Source organism: Salinicola endophyticus (assembly GCF_040536835.1).
Classification (GTDB): Bacteria; Pseudomonadota; Gammaproteobacteria; order Pseudomonadales; family Halomonadaceae; genus Salinicola; species Salinicola endophyticus_A.
The window spans coordinates 3479769-3497026 of sequence record NZ_CP159578.1 but is presented as its reverse complement, the minus strand read 5'-3'; the positions used below and the strand labels follow the sequence as shown (position 1 = coordinate 3497026).

Here is a 17258-nt window from a genome sequence, read left to right as displayed (position 1 = left end):
TCGATACGCGGGCGGACCCCAGAGAAGCGACTGATTGCATGAAACTCAAGACCATCGGATTGGCAGGACTGTTGCTGGCCAGCTCGCCTGTGGCGCTGGCTGCACCTTTCGAGATTTCGGATATTCGCGTGGAGGGGCTGCAGCGCGTTTCGGCGGCATCGGTCTTCAACGCCTTTCCCGTCAGCGCCGACCAGCGGGTCGACGATCAGCAACTGGGCGACGCCGCGCAGAAACTGTTCCAGACCGGGCTCTTCGACGACATCCGCCTATCGCGCGACGGCGACGTCCTGATCATCAACGTGGTCGAGCGTCCCTCGATCGCCGAGATCAACATCGAGGGCAACTCGCAGATCTCCGACGACGACCTGCGCAAGGGGCTGCGTGACGCCGGCATCGCCGAGGGGCAGGTGCTGCAGCGCTCCACCCTTGAGGAGATGCAGCGCGAGCTCGAGCGCCTCTATCAGTCCCAGGGCCGCTACAGCTCCAACATCGAGACCTCGGTCGAGCAGCTCGAACGCAACCGCGTGCGTGTCAATATCGATATCAACGAGGGCGAGGTCGCCAAGATTCGTCAGATCAACGTGGTCGGCAATCAGGCCTACGACGACGATACCCTGCGCGATCTGTTCAAGCTGGAGGACAAGCCCGGCTGGTTCTTCGGCTGGTTCTCAGACGACAAGTACTCCCGCGAGGCGCTCTCGGGTGACCTGGAAACGCTGCGCTCGTGGTATCTCGACCGCGGCTACGTCAACTTCCGCATCACCTCGACCCAGGTCTCGATCAGCCCCGACAAGTCGCGCATCTTCGTCACCATCAACGTCGACGAGGGCAAGCGCTACAAGCTCGATCAGATCCGTTTCGACGGCGATCTCAAGATGGACGAGTCGGTAGCGCGCTCGCTGGTGACCGCTAAGTCCGGCGAGTATTTCTCCCAGAGCAAGCTCACCGCCTCCTCCGAGGCGCTGCGCCAGAAGCTCGGCGCCGAGGGTTTCGCCTTCGCCGACATCAAGGCAGTGCCCACGGTTCACGACGGCAGCGATACCGTCGACGTGACCTTCCGCGTCGACCCGGGTCGCCGCGCCTACGTGCGTCGGATCAACTTCGAAGGCAATACCACCACCCAGGACGAGGTGCTGCGCCGCGAGATGGTGCAGATGGAGGGCGCGCCGGCCTCTACCGACCAGATATCGCAGTCGCGTCAGCGGCTCGAACGGCTCGGCTTCTTCAAGCAGGTCGACGTCGACACGCGCCCGGTGGCCGGCGAGCCGGACCAGCTCGATGTCACCTACAACGTCCAGGAGCAGCCCTCCGGCTCGATCTCGGCCAGCGTCGGCTTCTCGCAGAGCGCCGGGGTGATCTATGGGGCAGCGCTGGCCCAGAACAACTTCCTGGGTACCGGCAACCGCGTCAACATCGGTGCCCAGCGCAGTGACACCTTCACCAACGTCAACTTCGGCTACACCGATCCATACTGGACGCTGGATGGTATCTCGCGTGGTTACAACGTCTTCTACCGCGAGACCAACTACGAAGACTCCGACATCTCGACGTATTCCACCGACTCCTACGGCGGCAACATCAACTTCGGCTATCCGATCAACGATCTGTCGCGGTTGAACTTCGGCGTCGGCCTCGAAAGCCTGTCGATCGACACCTACGACGACACGCCCGCCGAGATCGTGCAGTACGTCGATGACCAGGGTGAGGATTTCCTCAACTACAAGCTCACCGCGAGCTGGACCCGCAACAACCTGAACCGCGGCATCATGCCCACCGCGGGCAGCTACCAGCGCGTCTCGCTGGAGACTGCGGTGCCCGGCTCCGACGCCGAGTACTACAAGCTGCGCTATCGTGGCCAGAAACTGTTCGAGCTCAACCCGGACTGGTCGCTCAAGTTCAGCAGTAACCTGGGCTACGCCGACACCCTGGGTTCCAACGATCCCTATCCGTTCTACGAGAACTTCTACGCCGGTGGCCTGGGCTCGGTGCGCGGTTACACCGGCAATACCCTGGGGCCGAAGACCACCAAGCGTAACAACGGTGACGACGACACCCTGGGCGGCAACGTGCTGGTCGAGGGCTCGGCGGAGCTGATCTACCCGTTCCCGTGGGTCGAGGATCGCCGTTCGCTGCAGACCAGCATCTTCCTGGATGGCGGCAACACCTTCCTGACCGACTGCTACGATGTGCCCGAGGGCATGACCTCCAGCTGCAAGAGCGGCGTCGATCTGGGCGATCTGCGCTACAGCGTCGGCCTGGGGCTCTCCTGGCTGACCCCGGTGGGGCCGCTGACCTTCAGCGTAGCCAAGCCGCTCAACGAGAAGGATGGCGACGACCCGCAGGTGTTCCAGTTCTCGCTGGGTCAGACCTTCTGACGGGAGGCTTTCGCCGATCGTCACCCCCGGTGGCCCCCGCAGCGGGTGTCGCCGGGGGCAGGGCGACTCCCGTGAAGCGCCACGGTGGTATCTGCCGGGGTGAGATTCACCAAGCTCTACTCATCAAGCTCCATTCATCGAGAGCATATGCTCAAGGAGGCGCGGATGCGCAAGGTAATAGGTGCCCTCGGGCTAGGACTCATGACGCTGGTTTCCCTGCCGGCGATGGCCACCGACGTTGGCGTGCTCGACTGGCGTCAGGCGCTGATGTCCTCGCAGTCGGCGCAGGCGTCGATGAACCAGCTGAAGAACCGCATCGGGCCGCAGCAGAAGCAGGCCGAGGCGCTCGGTCAGCAGCTGCAGCAGCTGCAGGAGAAACTGCAGAAGAACGGTGACGTGATGTCTGAGTCCGAGCGCAACTCTGTGACCCAGCAGCTGCGCCAGAAGGGCGGCCAGTTCCAGCAGCTGCGCGGCCAGATCGCTCAGGCCCAGCAGCAGGCCGAACAGCAGTATCTGAAGAGCGCCAAGCCCAAGCTCGACCAGGCGATCCAGCGTGTGGTCAAGCAGCGTGGGCTCGATATGGTCGTGGATCGCGACGCGGTGGTCTACTCCGGCGACAGCCTGGACATCACCAACGAAGTGACCAAGATCTTCAACTCACTCAACTGACGATCGAGAACGGCCCCCGTTCATGAAGAGTGCTGCCCCCGCTTCCTACACGCTCGGCGAACTCGCCGAGCGTATCGATGCCCGCCTGGTCGGTGATCCCGATCTCCGCGTCAGCGGCCTGGCGACCCTGACCGATGCCGGTCCGGGCGATCTGGCGTTTCTCGCCAATCGTGCCTATCTCAAGTATCTGGCCGATACCCGGGCCAGCGCGGTACTGGTGCACCCGGCCCACGGCGAGACCTGCCCGTGCCCGCGGCTTGAGCTCGACAACCCCTATCTGGGTTACGCGCGGCTGTCGCGGCTGTTCGACCCGTTGACCACCCGCGACTCGCAGGGCGTCCATCCCAGTGCGGTGGTCTCCCCCGATGCGGTGATCGGGGCGCGGGTCGAGATCGGCGCGCACTGCGTGATCGAGGCCGGGGTCGAGATCGCCGATGACTGCGTGATCGGTGCCGGCAGCTTCATCGGCGCCGACACTACCCTGGGTCAGGGCTCGCGCCTGCACGCCAACGTCACGCTCTATCACGGCGTCAGCGTGGGCCAGCGGGCGATACTCCACAGCGGCTGCGTGATCGGCGGCGATGGCTTCGGCTTCGCCCATGACGGCGCGCACTGGGAGAAGATTGCTCAGCTCGGCGGTGTGCGTCTGGGTGACGATGTCGAGGTGGGCAGCTGCTCGAGCATCGACCGCGGCGCGCTGGGTGACACCCTGATCGGCAACGGGGTCAAGATCGACTCCCAGGTGCAGATCGCCCATAACGTGCAGATCGGCGATCACAGCGCGCTGGCCGGCTGCGTCGGCATCGCCGGTTCGACCAAGGTCGGCCGTCACTGTCTGCTCGGCGGTGGGGTGGGGCTCTCGGGCCATCTGACCCTGGCCGACGGGGTCCAGGTGACCGGCATGAGCCTGGTCACCAATTCGATTCTCGAACCGGGGGTCTACTCCTCCGGCACGGGCTCGATGTCGAATAGTCAGTGGCGCAAGAACGCGGTACGCTTCAAGCAGTTGGACGAGATCGCCAAGCGTCTGACGCGACTCGAGCGTGGCCGACGCGATGCGTGAACGGAGGGGCACGGCAATCGACGGGGGGGCGAAAGGCTGGCAGCCATGTAGTGCGCCTGTATAATGCCCGCCCACATGGGTGAACGCCGCTTTACCTCCGTGTGCCTGCCTTTACGGCGGGCATTTCGTTATTTCAGAGGTCGTATTGATGATAATGGACATCAACCAGATTCGTGAGTATCTACCGCATCGTTATCCTTTTCTGCTGGTAGATCGCGTGACGGAGATCACGCTGGGCGAATCGATCGTGGCGTACAAGAACGTCAGCATCAACGAACCCTTCTTCAACGGCCACTTCCCCCATCATCCGATCATGCCGGGCGTGCTGATCATCGAGGCACTGGCCCAGGCCTGCGGTATCCTCGGCTTCAAGACCGTCAACAAGCTGCCCGCCGACGGCTACGTCTATTATCTCGTGGGCAGTGACAACATGCGCTTCAAGCGTCCGGTGATGCCGGGCGACCAGCTCAAGCTCGAAGCCGACGTGATCAAGGGCAAGCGCGGCATCTGGAAATTCGCCTGCCGTGCCAGCGTCGGCGGCGAGCTGGCCTGCGAGGGCGAAATCATCTGTGCCGAGAGGAAAATCGCTTGATTCATCCCACCGCCATCGTCGATCCCACTGCGCGTCTGGCCGCTGACGTCGAGGTCGGCCCGTACAGTGTGATCGGTCCCGATGTCGAGATCGATGCGGGCTGCGTGATCGGCCCGCACGTGGTGATCAAGGGGCCGACACGCCTGGGCCAGCGCAATCGCATCTTCCAGTTCGCCTCCGTGGGTGAGGAGTGTCAGGACAAGAAGTACGCTGGCGAACCCACCCGCCTGGAGATGGGTGACGACAACGTCGTGCGCGAGAGCGTGACCATCCACCGCGGCACGATGCAGGATCGCGGCGTCACCACCATCGGCAGTCGCAACCTGTTCATGGCCTACTCCCACGTCGGCCACGATTGCCTGATCGGCGACGACTGCATCCTGGCCAACCAGGCGACCCTGGCTGGCCACGTGACCCTGGGCAACTTCTCCATCCTCGGCGGGCTGTCGGCGATCCACCAGTTCTGCCACATGGGCGAGCACGCCATGGTCGGCGGCTGTTCGGCGATCACCAAGGACATCCCGGCGTTCATCATGGTCAACGGCAACCCGGCGGCGCCCCACGGGCTCAATTCGATCGGGCTCAAGCGCCGTGGTTTCTCCGCCGAGGCGATCAAGGCACTCGGCGAAGGGTACCGTCTGGTCTACCGCAAGGGCCTGACCCTGGAGCAGGCGATCGCCGAGATCGAGCGCCGCTTCTCGCTCGAGGAGACCCGGCGCTTCGTCGATTCGCTCAAGGTCTCCCAGCGCGGCATCATCCGCTAGCCGGAGCGAGGTCAGCATGCGCGTCTATCTGGTAGCCGGCGAACTCTCCGGCGACATCCTCGGCGCCGGGCTGATGCAAGCGCTGCGCCGGCGTCGTCCCGACATCGAGTTCCGCGGTATCGGTGGCCCGCGCATGCAGGCCCAGGGGCTCGAGTCGCTCTACCCGCTGGAGACGCTGTCGGTGATGGGGCTGGTCGAGGTGCTCAAGCATCTGCCCGGGCTGATCAAGGTGCGCCGTCATTTGAAGCGCGACGCGCTTGCCTGGCAGCCCGACGTGATGATCGGCATCGACGCCCCGGACTTCAATCTCGGCCTCGAGCTGCAGCTGCGCCAGCGCGGCATTCGCACCGCCCACTACGTCAGCCCGTCGGTCTGGGCCTGGCGCCAGGGCCGGGTCAAGAAGATCGCCCGCGCGGTCGACGCCATGCTCACCTTCCTGCCGTTCGAGGCCGCGTTCTACGCCGAGCACCGGGTACCGGTGGCCTATGTGGGCCATCCGCTGGCCGACGAGCTGCCGCTGGTCAACGACCGCGGCGCCGCGCGCGAGGCGCTGGGCCTCGACCCCGCCACGCCGACCCTGGCGTTGCTGCCCGGCTCGCGCAGCAACGAGGTGCGCTTCCAGGGCGAGATCTTCCTGCGCGCCGCCGCCGCGCTGCGCGAGCGGCTGGGCGAACTCCAGGTGGTCATCCCCGCGGCCTCGCCGCAGCGTCGGGAGGAGATCGAGGCACTGCTCGAACGCTCTCCGCGGCTGGCCGAGCGGGTCACGCTCTGCGATGGCCGCTCGCGCGAGGCGATGACCGCCGCCGATGCGGTGCTGCTGACGTCGGGCACCGCAGCGCTGGAGACCATGCTCTGCCACCGCGCCATGGTGGTCGCCTATCGCATGGCGCCGGCCACCTACTGGCTGGCCCAGCGGCTGGTCAAGACACGCTGGATCTCGCTGCCCAATCTGATCGCTCAGGAAGAGCTGGTGCCGGAGCTGATCCAGGACGCGGTGGATGCCGAGCGCCTGGTCGAGACGCTGGTGCCCTGGTTTGCGGAGAGCACTCGGCGCGAGGCGCTGGAGAGGCGCTTCGCCGAGTTGCACGCCGGACTCCAGCGCAGTGCCAGCGAGCGCGCCGCCAGTGCCGTGCTCGAACTGGTCGAGCACGGTACGCTCAGCGCCACCGCCACCCCCGCCTGAGAGGCCAGCCATGCCCGCCAAGCGTGCCCCCCAGACGTTTCCCGAACTGCTGATCGACTATGCCGGCGAGCGTCTCGCCGGTGTCGACGAAGTCGGACGCGGCCCGCTGGTGGGCGCGGTGGTGGCGGCCGCGGTGATCCTCGACCCGGCGCGCCCCATCGACGGGCTGACCGATTCCAAGCGGCTGAGTGCGGCCCGCCGCGAGGCGCTGGATCGGCGCATCCGCGAGCAGGCGCTGGCCTTTGCGGTGGCCGAGGCCACGCCGGAGGAGATCGACCGGCTCAATATCTATCACGCCACGCACTTGGCGATGCGCCGCGCCATCGATGCGCTGCCGCTGGCCGCGGAGTATCTGCTGGTCGACGGCAACCGCCTGCCGGGCCACGCCTGTCCGGGGCAGGCAGTGGTCAAGGGCGATCTGCGCCACCCGGCGATCAGCGCCGCGTCGATTCTGGCCAAGGTGGCGCGCGACGCCCAGATGGCCGAGCTGGATGCGCGCCATCCCGAGTATGGCTTTGGCCGCCACAAGGGTTACCCCACCCGCGAGCACCTCGATGCGCTCGTCCGCTGGGGGCCGCTGGCGGCCCACCGGCGCTCGTTCGCCCCGGTACGCGAGCAGCTGGCGCTGTTCTCCTGAGCGGCACCCTGTCCCATTCCCGGAGTGTCTGCTTGCCCGGGGCCAAGCTGTTATCCTGTCGCGGTCACTCATTCGCCGCCCGATCTCGAGTTCGTCATGACTACACCTTTCGTTCATCTCCGTGTTCACAGCGAGTACTCCCTGGTCGACGGCCTGGTGCGCCTCAAGCCGCTGATCAATGCCAGCGTGGAGGCCGGCATGCCGGCCCTGGCGGTCACCGACGACACCAATCTGTTCGGCCTGGTGAAGGTCTACAAGGCGGCCCAGGGGGCCGGTCTGAAGCCGGTGATCGGCGCCGACTTCTGGCTCCACAACGCCCACGACGAGAGCCATCCCTATCGGCTCACGCTGCTGGCGATGAACGAAACCGGCTACCGCAACCTGACCGAGCTGATCTCGCGCGCCTGGACCGACGGCCAGCGCCAGAACCAGGCGATCCTCGACAAGCAGTGGGTGTTCGAGCAGAGCGAAGGGCTGATCGCCCTCTCCGGGGCGCGCGAGGGTGAGATCGGGCGCTTTCTGATCGCCGAGCACGTCGACACCGCGCGCACGCTGCTGGCGGAGTGGAACCAGTACTTCCCCGGGCGCTTCTATCTCGAACTGCAGCGCACCGGGCGCCAGTACGACGAGGAGTGCGTCTACCACTCCGTGCGCCTGGCCAGCGAGACCGGCACCCCGGTGGTGGCCACCAACGACGTGCGCTTCCTCGCCCGCGAGGACTTCTGGGCCCACGAGACCCGGGTCTCGATCGGCGAGGGCAAGGCGCTGGAGGACCCGCGGCGCGAGCGCAAGTACACCGAGGAGCAGTATCTCAAGAGCCCCGAAGAGATGGCGACGCTGTTCGCCGACATCCCCGAGGCGCTGGAGAACAGCGTGCTGATCGCGGCGCGCTGCAACGCCACGGTACGTCTGGGCGAGATCTTCCTGCCGGAGTATCCGATCCCCGAGGGCATGACCCAGGACAGCTTCTTTCGCAAGATCTCCCACGATGGGCTCAGCGAGCGCCTGAACCAGCTGTTCGCGGGCGACAACCCGATCTATCCCGGGCGCGTGCTCGCCGACTACGAGCCCGAGTACCGCAAGCGCCTCGACTTCGAGCTCGACATCATTCTCAAGATGGGCTTCCCCGGCTACTTCCTGATCGTGATGGACTTCATCCAGTGGGCCAAGGACAACGACATCCCGGTGGGGCCGGGGCGCGGTTCCGGGGCCGGCTCGCTGGTCGCCTATGCGCTCAAGATCACCGACCTCGATCCGCTGGAGTACGACCTGCTGTTCGAGCGCTTCCTCAACCCCGAGCGCGTCTCGATGCCCGATTTCGACGTCGACTTCTGCATGGAGAAGCGCGACCGGGTGATCGACTACGTGGCCGACCGCTACGGCCGCAACGCGGTATCGCAGATCGTCACCTTCGGCACCATGGCGGCCAAGGCGGTGGTGCGCGACGTGGCGCGCGCCCAGGGCAAGCCCTACTCGATGGGTGACAAGCTCTCCAAGCTGATCCCGTTCGAGGTCGGCATGACCCTGGCCAAGGCGATCGAGCAGGAGCCGCAGCTCAAGGAGTATCTCGAGGCCGACGAGGAGGCCGCCGAGATCTGGGAGATGGCGCTCAAGCTCGAGGGCATCACCCGCGGTACCGGCAAGCACGCCGGCGGGGTGGTGATCGCACCGACCAAGCTCACCGACTTCTCGCCGCTGCTGTGCGAGCCGGACGGCTCCGGGCTGGTGGTGCAGTTCGACAAGAACGACGTCGAGGACGCCGGGCTGGTCAAGTTCGACTTCCTCGGCCTGCGCACGCTCACCATCATCGACTGGGCGCTGGAGATGGTCGATGTGGTGCGCGGGCGTGAGGGGCAGGAGCCGCTGGATATCAGCACCATCCCGCTCGACGACAAGCCGACCTTCGACATGCTCAAGAAGGCCGAGACCACGGCGGTGTTCCAGCTCGAATCCCGCGGCATGAAGGAGCTGATCAAGCGCCTGCAGCCCGACTCGCTGGAGGACATGATCGCCCTCGTCGCGCTGTTCCGTCCGGGGCCGCTGCAGTCGGGCATGGTGGATGACTTCATCAACCGTAAGCACGGCCGCGCCGAGCTGGCCTATCCCCACCCGGACTACCAGCACGAGCTGTTGAAGCCGGTGCTCGAACCCACCTACGGCATCATCCTCTACCAGGAGCAGGTGATGCAGATCGCCCAGGTCCTGGCCGGCTACACCCTGGGCCAGGCGGATATGCTGCGCCGTGCCATGGGCAAGAAGAAGCCGGAGGAGATGGCCAAGCAGCGCGCCGGCTTCATGGAGGGGTGTGCCAACAACGGCATCGACAAGGACCTGGCCGGCAACCTGTTCGACCTGGTGGAGAAGTTCGCCGGCTACGGCTTCAACAAGTCGCACTCGGCGGCCTACGGGCTGGTCTCCTATCAGACCGCCTGGCTCAAGGCGCACTATCCGGGGCCGTTCATGGCCGCGGTGCTCTCCACCGAGATGGACAACCTCGACAAGGTAGTGCCGCTGATCGAGGAGTGCCGCCATATCGGGCTGACGGTGACCCCGCCGGACGTCAACGTCGGCGCCTACAAGTTCACCGTCGATGACAACGCCCGGGTGGTCTACGGCCTGGGGGCGATCCGTGGCGTGGGCGAAGGCCCGATCGCGGCGATCGTCGAGGCGCGCCAGGCCGATGGGCCGTTCACCGATCTGTTCGACTTCTGCCGCCGCATCGACGGCAAGCGCATGAACAAGCGCACCCTCGAGGCGCTGATCCGCTCCGGCGCGCTCGACAATCTGGGGCCGTCGCGGGCGGTGATGGCGGCCTCGCTGGACGCCGCGCTCAAGGCCGCCTCGCAGAATCAGACCAACCAGAACCTGGGCATGATCGACATGTTCGGCGAGGCCTTCGTCGATACCGCCGATGGCGACGTCTACGCCGACTATCGTCACGCCCGCGACTGGAGCGACAAGGAGCGCCTGGCCGGCGAGAAGGATACCCTCGGGCTCTATCTCACCGGCCACCCGATCGACGAGTACGAGCACGAGCTCAAGCGTTTCGTGGCCACCCGAATCGTCGATCTCAAGCCGTCGCGCGAACCGCAGCGGGTGGCCGGGCTGGTGGTGGCGATGCGTACCATGAAGTCCAAGCGCGGCGACACCATGGCCTTCGTCACCCTCGACGACCGCACCGGGCGCATCGAGGCGTCGCTGTTCGGCGAGCTTTTCGACCAGGTGCGCGGCCAGCTCAATGCCGACCAGGTGCTGATCATCGAAGGCGAGGTCTCAAGCGACGACTACTCCGGCGGTCTGCGCCTGCGCAGCAAGGAGGTGACGTTGATGGCGGACGCGCGTGCCCGTTTCGGCGAGGCGATCGAGCTCTCGGTCGACGGCGCCCGCCTCAACGGGCGCTTCTCGCGCTCGCTCCACGACAGCCTGACGCCGTGGCTGAGCGAGCGCGGGCTGCCGGTGCGGGTACGCTATCGCAACGCCAGTGCCAGCGGCTGCTTCGAGCTCGCCGAGGCGTGGCGGGTGTCGCCCAGCGACGAGCTGATCACCGCGCTGCGCGACGTCGAGGGGCACGAATCGGTCGCCCTGCGCTACCGCGGCGGTTGACGGCGGTTGCTAACACTCGTGAGGGTGCGATAATGACGCGTTTTCGCCGCAGCGTACGCCGCACGCTTCAGGTTGCCAGGACATCACAGTAGACGCCCTATGAATCCCAACTATCTGGACTTTGAACAGCCGATTGCCGAACTTCAGGCCAAGATCGAAGAACTGCGCCTGGTCGGGAACGACAGCCGCATCAGCCTGAGCGACGAGATCGGCAAGCTCGAAGAGAAGAGCCGCAAGCTCACCGAGCAGATCTTCCGTGACCTGACCGCCTGGCAGGTGACGCAGCTGTCGCGGCATCCGCAGCGTCCCTACACGCTGGACTATCTCGACAGCATCTTCACCGAGTTCGACGAGCTGCACGGTGACCGCAACTTCGCCGACGACGCCGCCCTGGTCGGCGGCGTGGCGCGACTCGACGGCAAGCCGGTGATGGTGATCGGTCATCAGAAGGGGCGCGACGTCAAGGAGAAGGTGCGCCGCAACTTCGGCATGCCGCGTCCCGAGGGCTACCGCAAGGCGTGCCGTCTGATGGAGATGGCCGAGCGCTTCAAGATGCCGGTGCTCACCTTCATCGACACCCCGGGCGCCTATCCGGGGATCGACGCCGAGGAGCGCGGTCAGTCGGAAGCGATCGCCTACAACCTGGCGGTGATGTCGCGGCTCAAGACGCCGATCATCGCCACCGTGATCGGCGAGGGCGGCTCCGGCGGGGCGCTGGCCATCGGCGTCTGCGACGAGCTGCAGATGCTGCAGTACTCTACCTACTCGGTGATCTCGCCCGAAGGCTGCGCCTCGATCCTGTGGAAGAGCGCCGAGAAGGCCTCCGAAGCGGCCCATGCGATGGGGATCACCGCCGAGCGGCTGAAGGAGCTGGGCTTCGTCGACACCCTGATCGACGAGCCGCTGGGCGGCGCCCATCGTCAGCCCCGGAAGACCGCGGAGAGCGTGCGCCAGGCGCTGCTCGGCAGTCTCGACCGGTTGCAGGGAATGGACACCGACGCGCTGCTGGCGCGCCGCTACGAGCGATTGATGTCCTACGGCGCCCCGCAGTAAGAGCATGCCGGGCCTGCGCGTGTGATGTTGAACGCGCGCGGGGCTGGCCTCCTCGTCGTGTCACGTGACGCGCCACGCTCTTCCTCGTCGTGGCGTGCTCAGGAGTTCCCCCGGTGGCCGACTCTCTCTCCCCTGTCGATGCGCTCGACGCCCTCATCACTGAAGCCCTGGCGCCACTGGCCCCGGGGCGACGGCTGTGGGTGGCGCTCTCCGGCGGTCTCGATTCTTCGCTGCTGCTGAGCCGGGCGGCGCCGGCGGCCCGCGCGCGCGGGATTGCGCTGAGGGCGGTGCATATCGACCACGGCCTGCAGCCCGCGGCGACGACCTTCGTCGACCACTGCCGGGCGCTGTGCGCCGCGCTTGCGGTGCCGCTGAGCGTGGTGCCGGTGGCGGTAACGCCGACCGGGCAGGGGCTCGAGGCGGCAGCGCGGGAGGCGCGCTACGCCGCCTTCGCCGCCACTCTGGCGCCAGGCGACCTGCTGTGGCTGGCGCAGCACGCCGACGACCAGCTCGAGACCTTCCTGCTCGCTGCGCTGCGCGGCAGCGGCGTGACCGGGCTTGCCGGCATGCCCGAACGGCGGCACTGGCGTGGCCTCGAAATCGTCCGGCCCTGGCTCGGGGTGTCACGATCGACGCTGCGCGCCGCCGCCGAACAGTGTGAGCTCGCCTGGTGCGAAGACCCCTCCAATCACGCGCTCGAGCACGACCGCAACTTCCTGCGCCACCGGGTCGTGCCGCCGCTGAGCGAACGCTGGCCCGGGGCGGCCGCGGCGGTGGGGCGCAGTGCGGCCTGGCTGGCGGAAGCGGATGAACTGCTCGCCGAGCTGGCTGAGAGCGATCTCGCCCGCGCCGGCGGGGACCCCGAGTGTCTGCCGCTGGCGCTGCTGACGCCGTTGAGCGCCGCACGCCAGCGCCTGCTGGTGCGCCACGCCCTGGCTCGCCTGGGCCTGCCGGCACCGCCAGCGGCGCGCCTGGCCGAGCTGCGCCGCCAGTGGCAGGCGGGCCACGATCGCACGGTCAGAGTGGTCTGGCCCGGGGCGCAGGCGCGGGTATGGCGCGGGTCACTCTATCTGCTGCCGACGCCGGCGCCGTTGGACCCGCAGTGGTGTGTGAGTTGGGATGGCCGCGAGGGGCTGGTCACGCCCTGGGGAACCTACCGCTATCGCATGATCCGCGAGCCCGACCCCGACGATCGCGCTGCCGAGGAGAGCGCTACCCAGAAGGGGGCTCTCGAAGAGAGGGATAGCGAAGAGGGTATTAACGAAGAGAGCGTTAGCGAGGCGCTGACACTGCGGGTGACCCTGCGGCGCGGGGGCGAGCGCCTGCGTCTGGCCGGCCGCGGCAGCCGCGACGTCAAGCGGCTGCTGCAGGAGGCCGGCCTGCCGCCGTGGGAGCGTGAGCGCGTGCCGCTGGTGTGGCACGACGATACGCTGGTAGCGGTGCTGGGGGTGGCAACCGCCGCGGGCTGGCGGCAGCTGGCGCTGCCCGCGGCGGAGTGACCGAGTGCGGGGAGTCGCCATCCCGCGGCGCTACTCGTTGTAGTTGAGTGCCAGCCCGACGCTGCGCTGGTAGCCGGCTTCCTCTTCGAGATCGTTGAGCACCAGCGGGTGTAGACGCGCCGCCGGCAGCGTCAGATTCAGGGTCTCGCCCTCGGCATCGAGCTGGAAGTCGTCGATCGCCTGCTCCGGGCGCGAATGGTTGAGCAGCACCGCCAGGCGCAGCAGCCGTGCCAGCCGGGCGTAGGCCGAGCGTGATGCCTCGGGCAGCGCCTCGAGCTCCTTGTGCGGAAACTTGCGCCGGTGAGCGCGCACCAGGAACGCCAGCGCCTGCTGCTCCGGGCGTGAGAAGCCGGGCATGTCGGAGTACTCCAGCAGATAGGCGCCGTGGCGATGGAACTGGCTGTGCGAAATGGCCAGGCCGATCTCGCACAGGCGTGCCGCCCAGGCCAGGAATAGCCGCTGCTCGGGGTTGAGTCCCCAGGCCTTGCGCACCTGATCGAAGGCGTGCAGTGCGCTGCGCTCGACGTTGTCGGCATGGGCCAGATCGACGCTGTAGCGGCGCATCATCTGCTCGACACTGTGACGGCGCGAATCCTCCGGGGTGTTGCGCCCGATGAGATCGTAGAGCACCCCCTCGCGCAGAGCGCCGTCGGAGTAGCGCATGCGCTCCAGCTCGAAGGCCTCGAATACCGCGCAGAGAATCGCTATCCCGGCCGGGAACACGCGCGCCCGATCCTCCTTGAGCCCCTCCATGGCGACCTTGTCCAGGTGGCCGCAGTTGATCAGCCGCTTGCGCAGCGCCAGCAGTGCCTCGCGCTCGATGACCCCGGCATCGCCCTCGCCATGGGCGGCGATGACCGCGGCTGCGGCCTTGATCGTGCCGCTGGAGCCGATCGGGTCCTGCCAGCCCAGGCGGCGATAGGTATTCTGGATGTTGGCGAGTTCGGAGAGTGCCGCCATCTCGGCGCGGCGGAAGCGTTTCTCGCTGATGTCGCCGTTGGCGAAGAAGGCGCCGGTATAGGCGACGCAGCCCATGTGCAGGCTCTCCAGTGCCTGGGGTTCGAAATCCTCGCCGATGATGAACTCGGTGGAGCCGCCGCCGATATCGACGATCAGCCGCCGGCCGTGCACTTCGGCCAGCGCATGGGCGGCGCCCAGATAGATCAGACGCGCCTCTTCGCGGCCGCCGATGATCTCGATCGGGTGGCCGATCAGCGCCTCGGCACGTGTGATCAGGGCGTGGGCGTTGTGGGCGGCGCGCAGCGCGTTGGTCCCCACGATGCGCAGGTCACCCGGCGCGACTTCGGCAAGAAAGGGCGCAAAGCGCTCGAGACAGCCCAGGGCGCGCTCCATCGCCGCCGGGGTGAAGTTCTCGTCGGCATCCAGGCCGGCGGCGAGCTGGACCTTCTCGCCCATCTTGGCGACCACCTGCAGGCGGCCATCCTGATAGTTGGCGACCAGCAGGTGGAAACTGTTGGAGCCGAGATCGATGGCTGCCAGGCGACGGGTGGTCTCGGTGGCGGTCGGCTTCCCGCTCATGGGGTGGCGTCCTCGACGGCGATCTGAACAAGGCGCGGGACGTCGCTGCCGGCGCCCTCGGGAGCCGGCCGCCGACGTCCCGCGGCGGTAAAAGGTGAGTGCAAGGTTGCGTTGCCCTCCCGGGCTTGTCAATTGGCTCGCCGCTCTGCATGCTGCCCCCAGAGACCCCTTCAGGCAGGCAGCCATGGTGCAGAGACTCAAGCTCGACGGTGACACCTTCGACGCCTGGCGCGAGCGCCCCGGCGGGGCCCGGCTGGCGGTGTTCGTGGCCACCTGGTGCCAGCCCTGCGAGAGCCTGTTGGCAACGCTTGCGACGAGCGGCGACGGATTGGCGCTCGACCAGCCGGTGGGGGTGATCGACGTCGACCGCGAGCCGGCCCTGTCCGAGCGCTACGGCGTCCGCGGCACGCCCACGCTGACGCTGTTCGTCAACGGTGAGGCGCGCACCTCGCGGGTGGGCGCGCTCTCGCCGAGCCAGCTCTCGCAGCTTTGTGACGAGGCCACGCGGAACTGAATGCCGAGCGCGCTCTGCCGCGATTCCTCGTCACCATCGAATGACTTGCGTTCGTCGGGCGGCTTGTCTACCATCGGGACGTTCGCCTGTTCCGAATGCTTCTCGACCGCCTCGCGGTCCCCCAAGTCGTCAGTCACCCCAGTTCCGATCACCGGATCGACATTGCGTCTATCGGACGACCGTCCGAAAGATCACAGGCGAATCGAACCGCTCTCCCGGCATCTTTGGCCAACCGGTTTCTCAACGTCACGGTGACCGGCCATCCAGACGAATAGCCCGGCTTCTGGGACGACTGAACGCGCCGCGCGGCGTATGCACTGACCGCCTCTTGTCCTTTCTTTCTTCATCCGGCAACCGCCATTGCCTGCGACACGAGCCATTTCTGACCGAACTCATGAATCTAACCGAACTCAAGCAAAAATCCGTTCCTGAGCTGCTGGATATCGCCCGGGAAATGGGCATCGATAATCTTGCCCGTTCGCGCAAGCAGGACATCATCTTCGCGATCCTGAAGAAGCACGCCAAGAGCGGTGAAGACATCTACGGGGATGGAGTTCTGGAGATTCTCCAGGACGGTTTCGGTTTCCTGCGCAGCGCCGACTCTTCCTATCTCGCCGGCCCGGACGATATCTACGTCTCGCCGTCGCAGATCCGGCGCTTCAACCTGCGCAAGGGCGACTCCATCTCCGGCAAGATCCGGCCGCCGAAAGAGGGCGAGCGCTATTTCGCGCTGCTCAAGGTCAACGAGATCAATTTCGACAAGCCGGAAAACGCCAAGCACAAGATCCTGTTCGAGAACCTGACGCCGCTGTTCCCGCAGGAGCGTCTGGTGATGGAGATCGGCAACGGCTCCACCGAGGACATCACCGCCCGCGTGATCGACCTCACCGCGCCGATCGGCAAGGGCCAGCGCGGCCTGATCGTGTCTCCGCCCAAGGCGGGTAAGACGCTGATGCTGCAGAACATCGCCACCTCGATCACGCGCAACAATCCCGAGTGCCACATGATCGTGCTGCTGATCGACGAGCGCCCGGAGGAAGTGACCGAGATGTCGCGCACGGTGCGCGGCGAGGTGGTGGCGTCGACCTTCGACGAGCCGCCGGCACGTCACGTGCAGGTCGCCGAGATGGTGATCGAGAAGGCCAAGCGCCTGGTCGAGCACAAGAAGGACGTGGTCATCCTGCTCGACTCCATCACCCGTCTGGCGCGCGCCTACAACACCGTGGTGCCCTCCTCCGGCAAGGTGCTCACTGGTGGTGTCGACGCCCACGCGCTGGAGAAGCCCAAGCGCTTCTTCGGGGCCGCGCGTAACATCGAAGAGGGCGGCAGCCTGACCATCATCGCCACCGCGCTGGTCGACACCGGCTCGAAGATGGACGAGGTGATCTTCGAGGAGTTCAAGGGTACCGGCAACATGGAGGCGCACCTCGACCGCAAGCTGGCCGAGCGCCGCGTCTACCCGGCCCTCAACATTCGCCGCTCCGGCACCCGGCGCGAGGACCTGATCGCGTCCGAGGACGAGATGCAGCGCATGTGGATCCTGCGCAAGCTGCTCAACCCGATGGACGACGTGGCGGCTACCGAGTTCCTGATCGACCGCTTGAAGGACACCAAGACAAACCTGGAGTTCTTCGAGGCCATGAAGCGCAGATAATCGCGCTCTGTCATCGCTCGATCCGATGCCAGGCCGCGAGGGGTCGGTATTGGGACATTGAGCGGAGATGCAATGAAAGGGCAGCATGTTATGCTGCCCTTTTTGCGTTCTTG

13 protein-coding genes are annotated in these 17258 nt (G+C 66.5%); 12 read left to right on the top strand and 1 reads right to left on the bottom strand.

What is annotated here, in order from left to right; translation table 11 throughout:
* Positions 1–38: 38 nt before the first annotated feature.
* From bamA to tilS, 10 genes are all read left to right on the top strand, one after another.
* Positions 39–2375 (top strand): outer membrane protein assembly factor BamA, encoded by a 2337-nt coding sequence (gene bamA, locus ABV408_RS15825; RefSeq protein WP_353979844.1) that lies wholly within the window; start codon positions 39–41, stop codon positions 2373–2375.
* Positions 2376–2540: 165 nt separating this feature from the next.
* A complete protein-coding gene (locus ABV408_RS15820) occupies positions 2541–3044 on the top strand; it encodes an OmpH family outer membrane protein (protein WP_353979843.1) in 504 nt (167 codons plus the stop codon).
* 22 nt (positions 3045–3066) lie between these two features.
* Positions 3067–4107 carry a UDP-3-O-(3-hydroxymyristoyl)glucosamine N-acyltransferase gene (gene lpxD, locus ABV408_RS15815; protein WP_353979842.1) on the top strand — a complete coding sequence of 347 codons (1041 nt, stop codon included), beginning with the start codon at positions 3067–3069 and terminating at the stop codon, positions 4105–4107.
* Positions 4108–4255: 148 nt separating this feature from the next.
* Positions 4256–4699, top strand: coding sequence for a 3-hydroxyacyl-ACP dehydratase FabZ (gene fabZ / locus ABV408_RS15810; RefSeq protein WP_353979841.1), 444 nt, complete (start codon positions 4256–4258; stop codon positions 4697–4699).
* On the top strand, positions 4696–5463 hold the full coding sequence (lpxA, locus tag ABV408_RS15805; protein WP_353979840.1) for an acyl-ACP--UDP-N-acetylglucosamine O-acyltransferase: 768 nt from the start codon (positions 4696–4698) through the stop codon (positions 5461–5463). The genes fabZ and lpxA overlap by 4 nt, the downstream gene beginning before the upstream one ends.
* A 16-nt stretch (positions 5464–5479) precedes the next feature.
* On the top strand, positions 5480–6646 hold the full coding sequence (gene lpxB, locus ABV408_RS15800; protein WP_353979839.1) for a lipid-A-disaccharide synthase: 1167 nt from the start codon (positions 5480–5482) through the stop codon (positions 6644–6646).
* A gap of 10 nt (positions 6647–6656) precedes the next feature.
* Complete coding sequence (gene rnhB, locus ABV408_RS15795; protein ID WP_353979838.1) at positions 6657–7283, top strand: ribonuclease HII; 627 nt, start codon at positions 6657–6659, stop codon at positions 7281–7283.
* A 96-nt stretch (positions 7284–7379) separates the two neighbouring features.
* Positions 7380–10886 carry a DNA polymerase III subunit alpha gene (gene dnaE / locus ABV408_RS15790; protein WP_353979837.1) on the top strand — a complete coding sequence of 1169 codons (3507 nt, stop codon included), beginning with the start codon at positions 7380–7382 and terminating at the stop codon, positions 10884–10886.
* Between the two features lie 99 nt (positions 10887–10985).
* Complete coding sequence (locus ABV408_RS15785) at positions 10986–11939, top strand: acetyl-CoA carboxylase carboxyltransferase subunit alpha (RefSeq protein WP_353979836.1); 954 nt, start codon at positions 10986–10988, stop codon at positions 11937–11939.
* A 113-nt stretch (positions 11940–12052) separates the two neighbouring features.
* Positions 12053–13438, top strand: coding sequence for a tRNA lysidine(34) synthetase TilS (tilS, locus tag ABV408_RS15780; protein ID WP_353979835.1), 1386 nt, complete (start codon positions 12053–12055; stop codon positions 13436–13438).
* 30 nt (positions 13439–13468) lie between these two features.
* Here the strand turns inward: tilS and ppx are convergent, their stop codons facing one another.
* Positions 13469–14977 carry an exopolyphosphatase gene (ppx, locus tag ABV408_RS15775; protein WP_353979834.1) on the bottom strand — a complete coding sequence of 503 codons (1509 nt, stop codon included), beginning with the start codon at positions 14975–14977 and terminating at the stop codon, positions 13469–13471.
* 184 nt (positions 14978–15161) lie between these two features.
* Here ppx and ABV408_RS15770 point away from each other — a divergent pair, with 184 nt between their 5' ends.
* Together ABV408_RS15770 and rho are read left to right on the top strand one after the other, a co-directional pair.
* A complete protein-coding gene (locus ABV408_RS15770) occupies positions 15162–15491 on the top strand; it encodes a thioredoxin domain-containing protein (protein WP_353979833.1) in 330 nt (109 codons plus the stop codon).
* Positions 15492–15885: 394 nt separating this feature from the next.
* A complete protein-coding gene (gene rho / locus ABV408_RS15765; protein ID WP_035472528.1) occupies positions 15886–17145 on the top strand; it encodes a transcription termination factor Rho in 1260 nt (419 codons plus the stop codon).
* Positions 17146–17258: the final 113 nt, after the last annotated feature.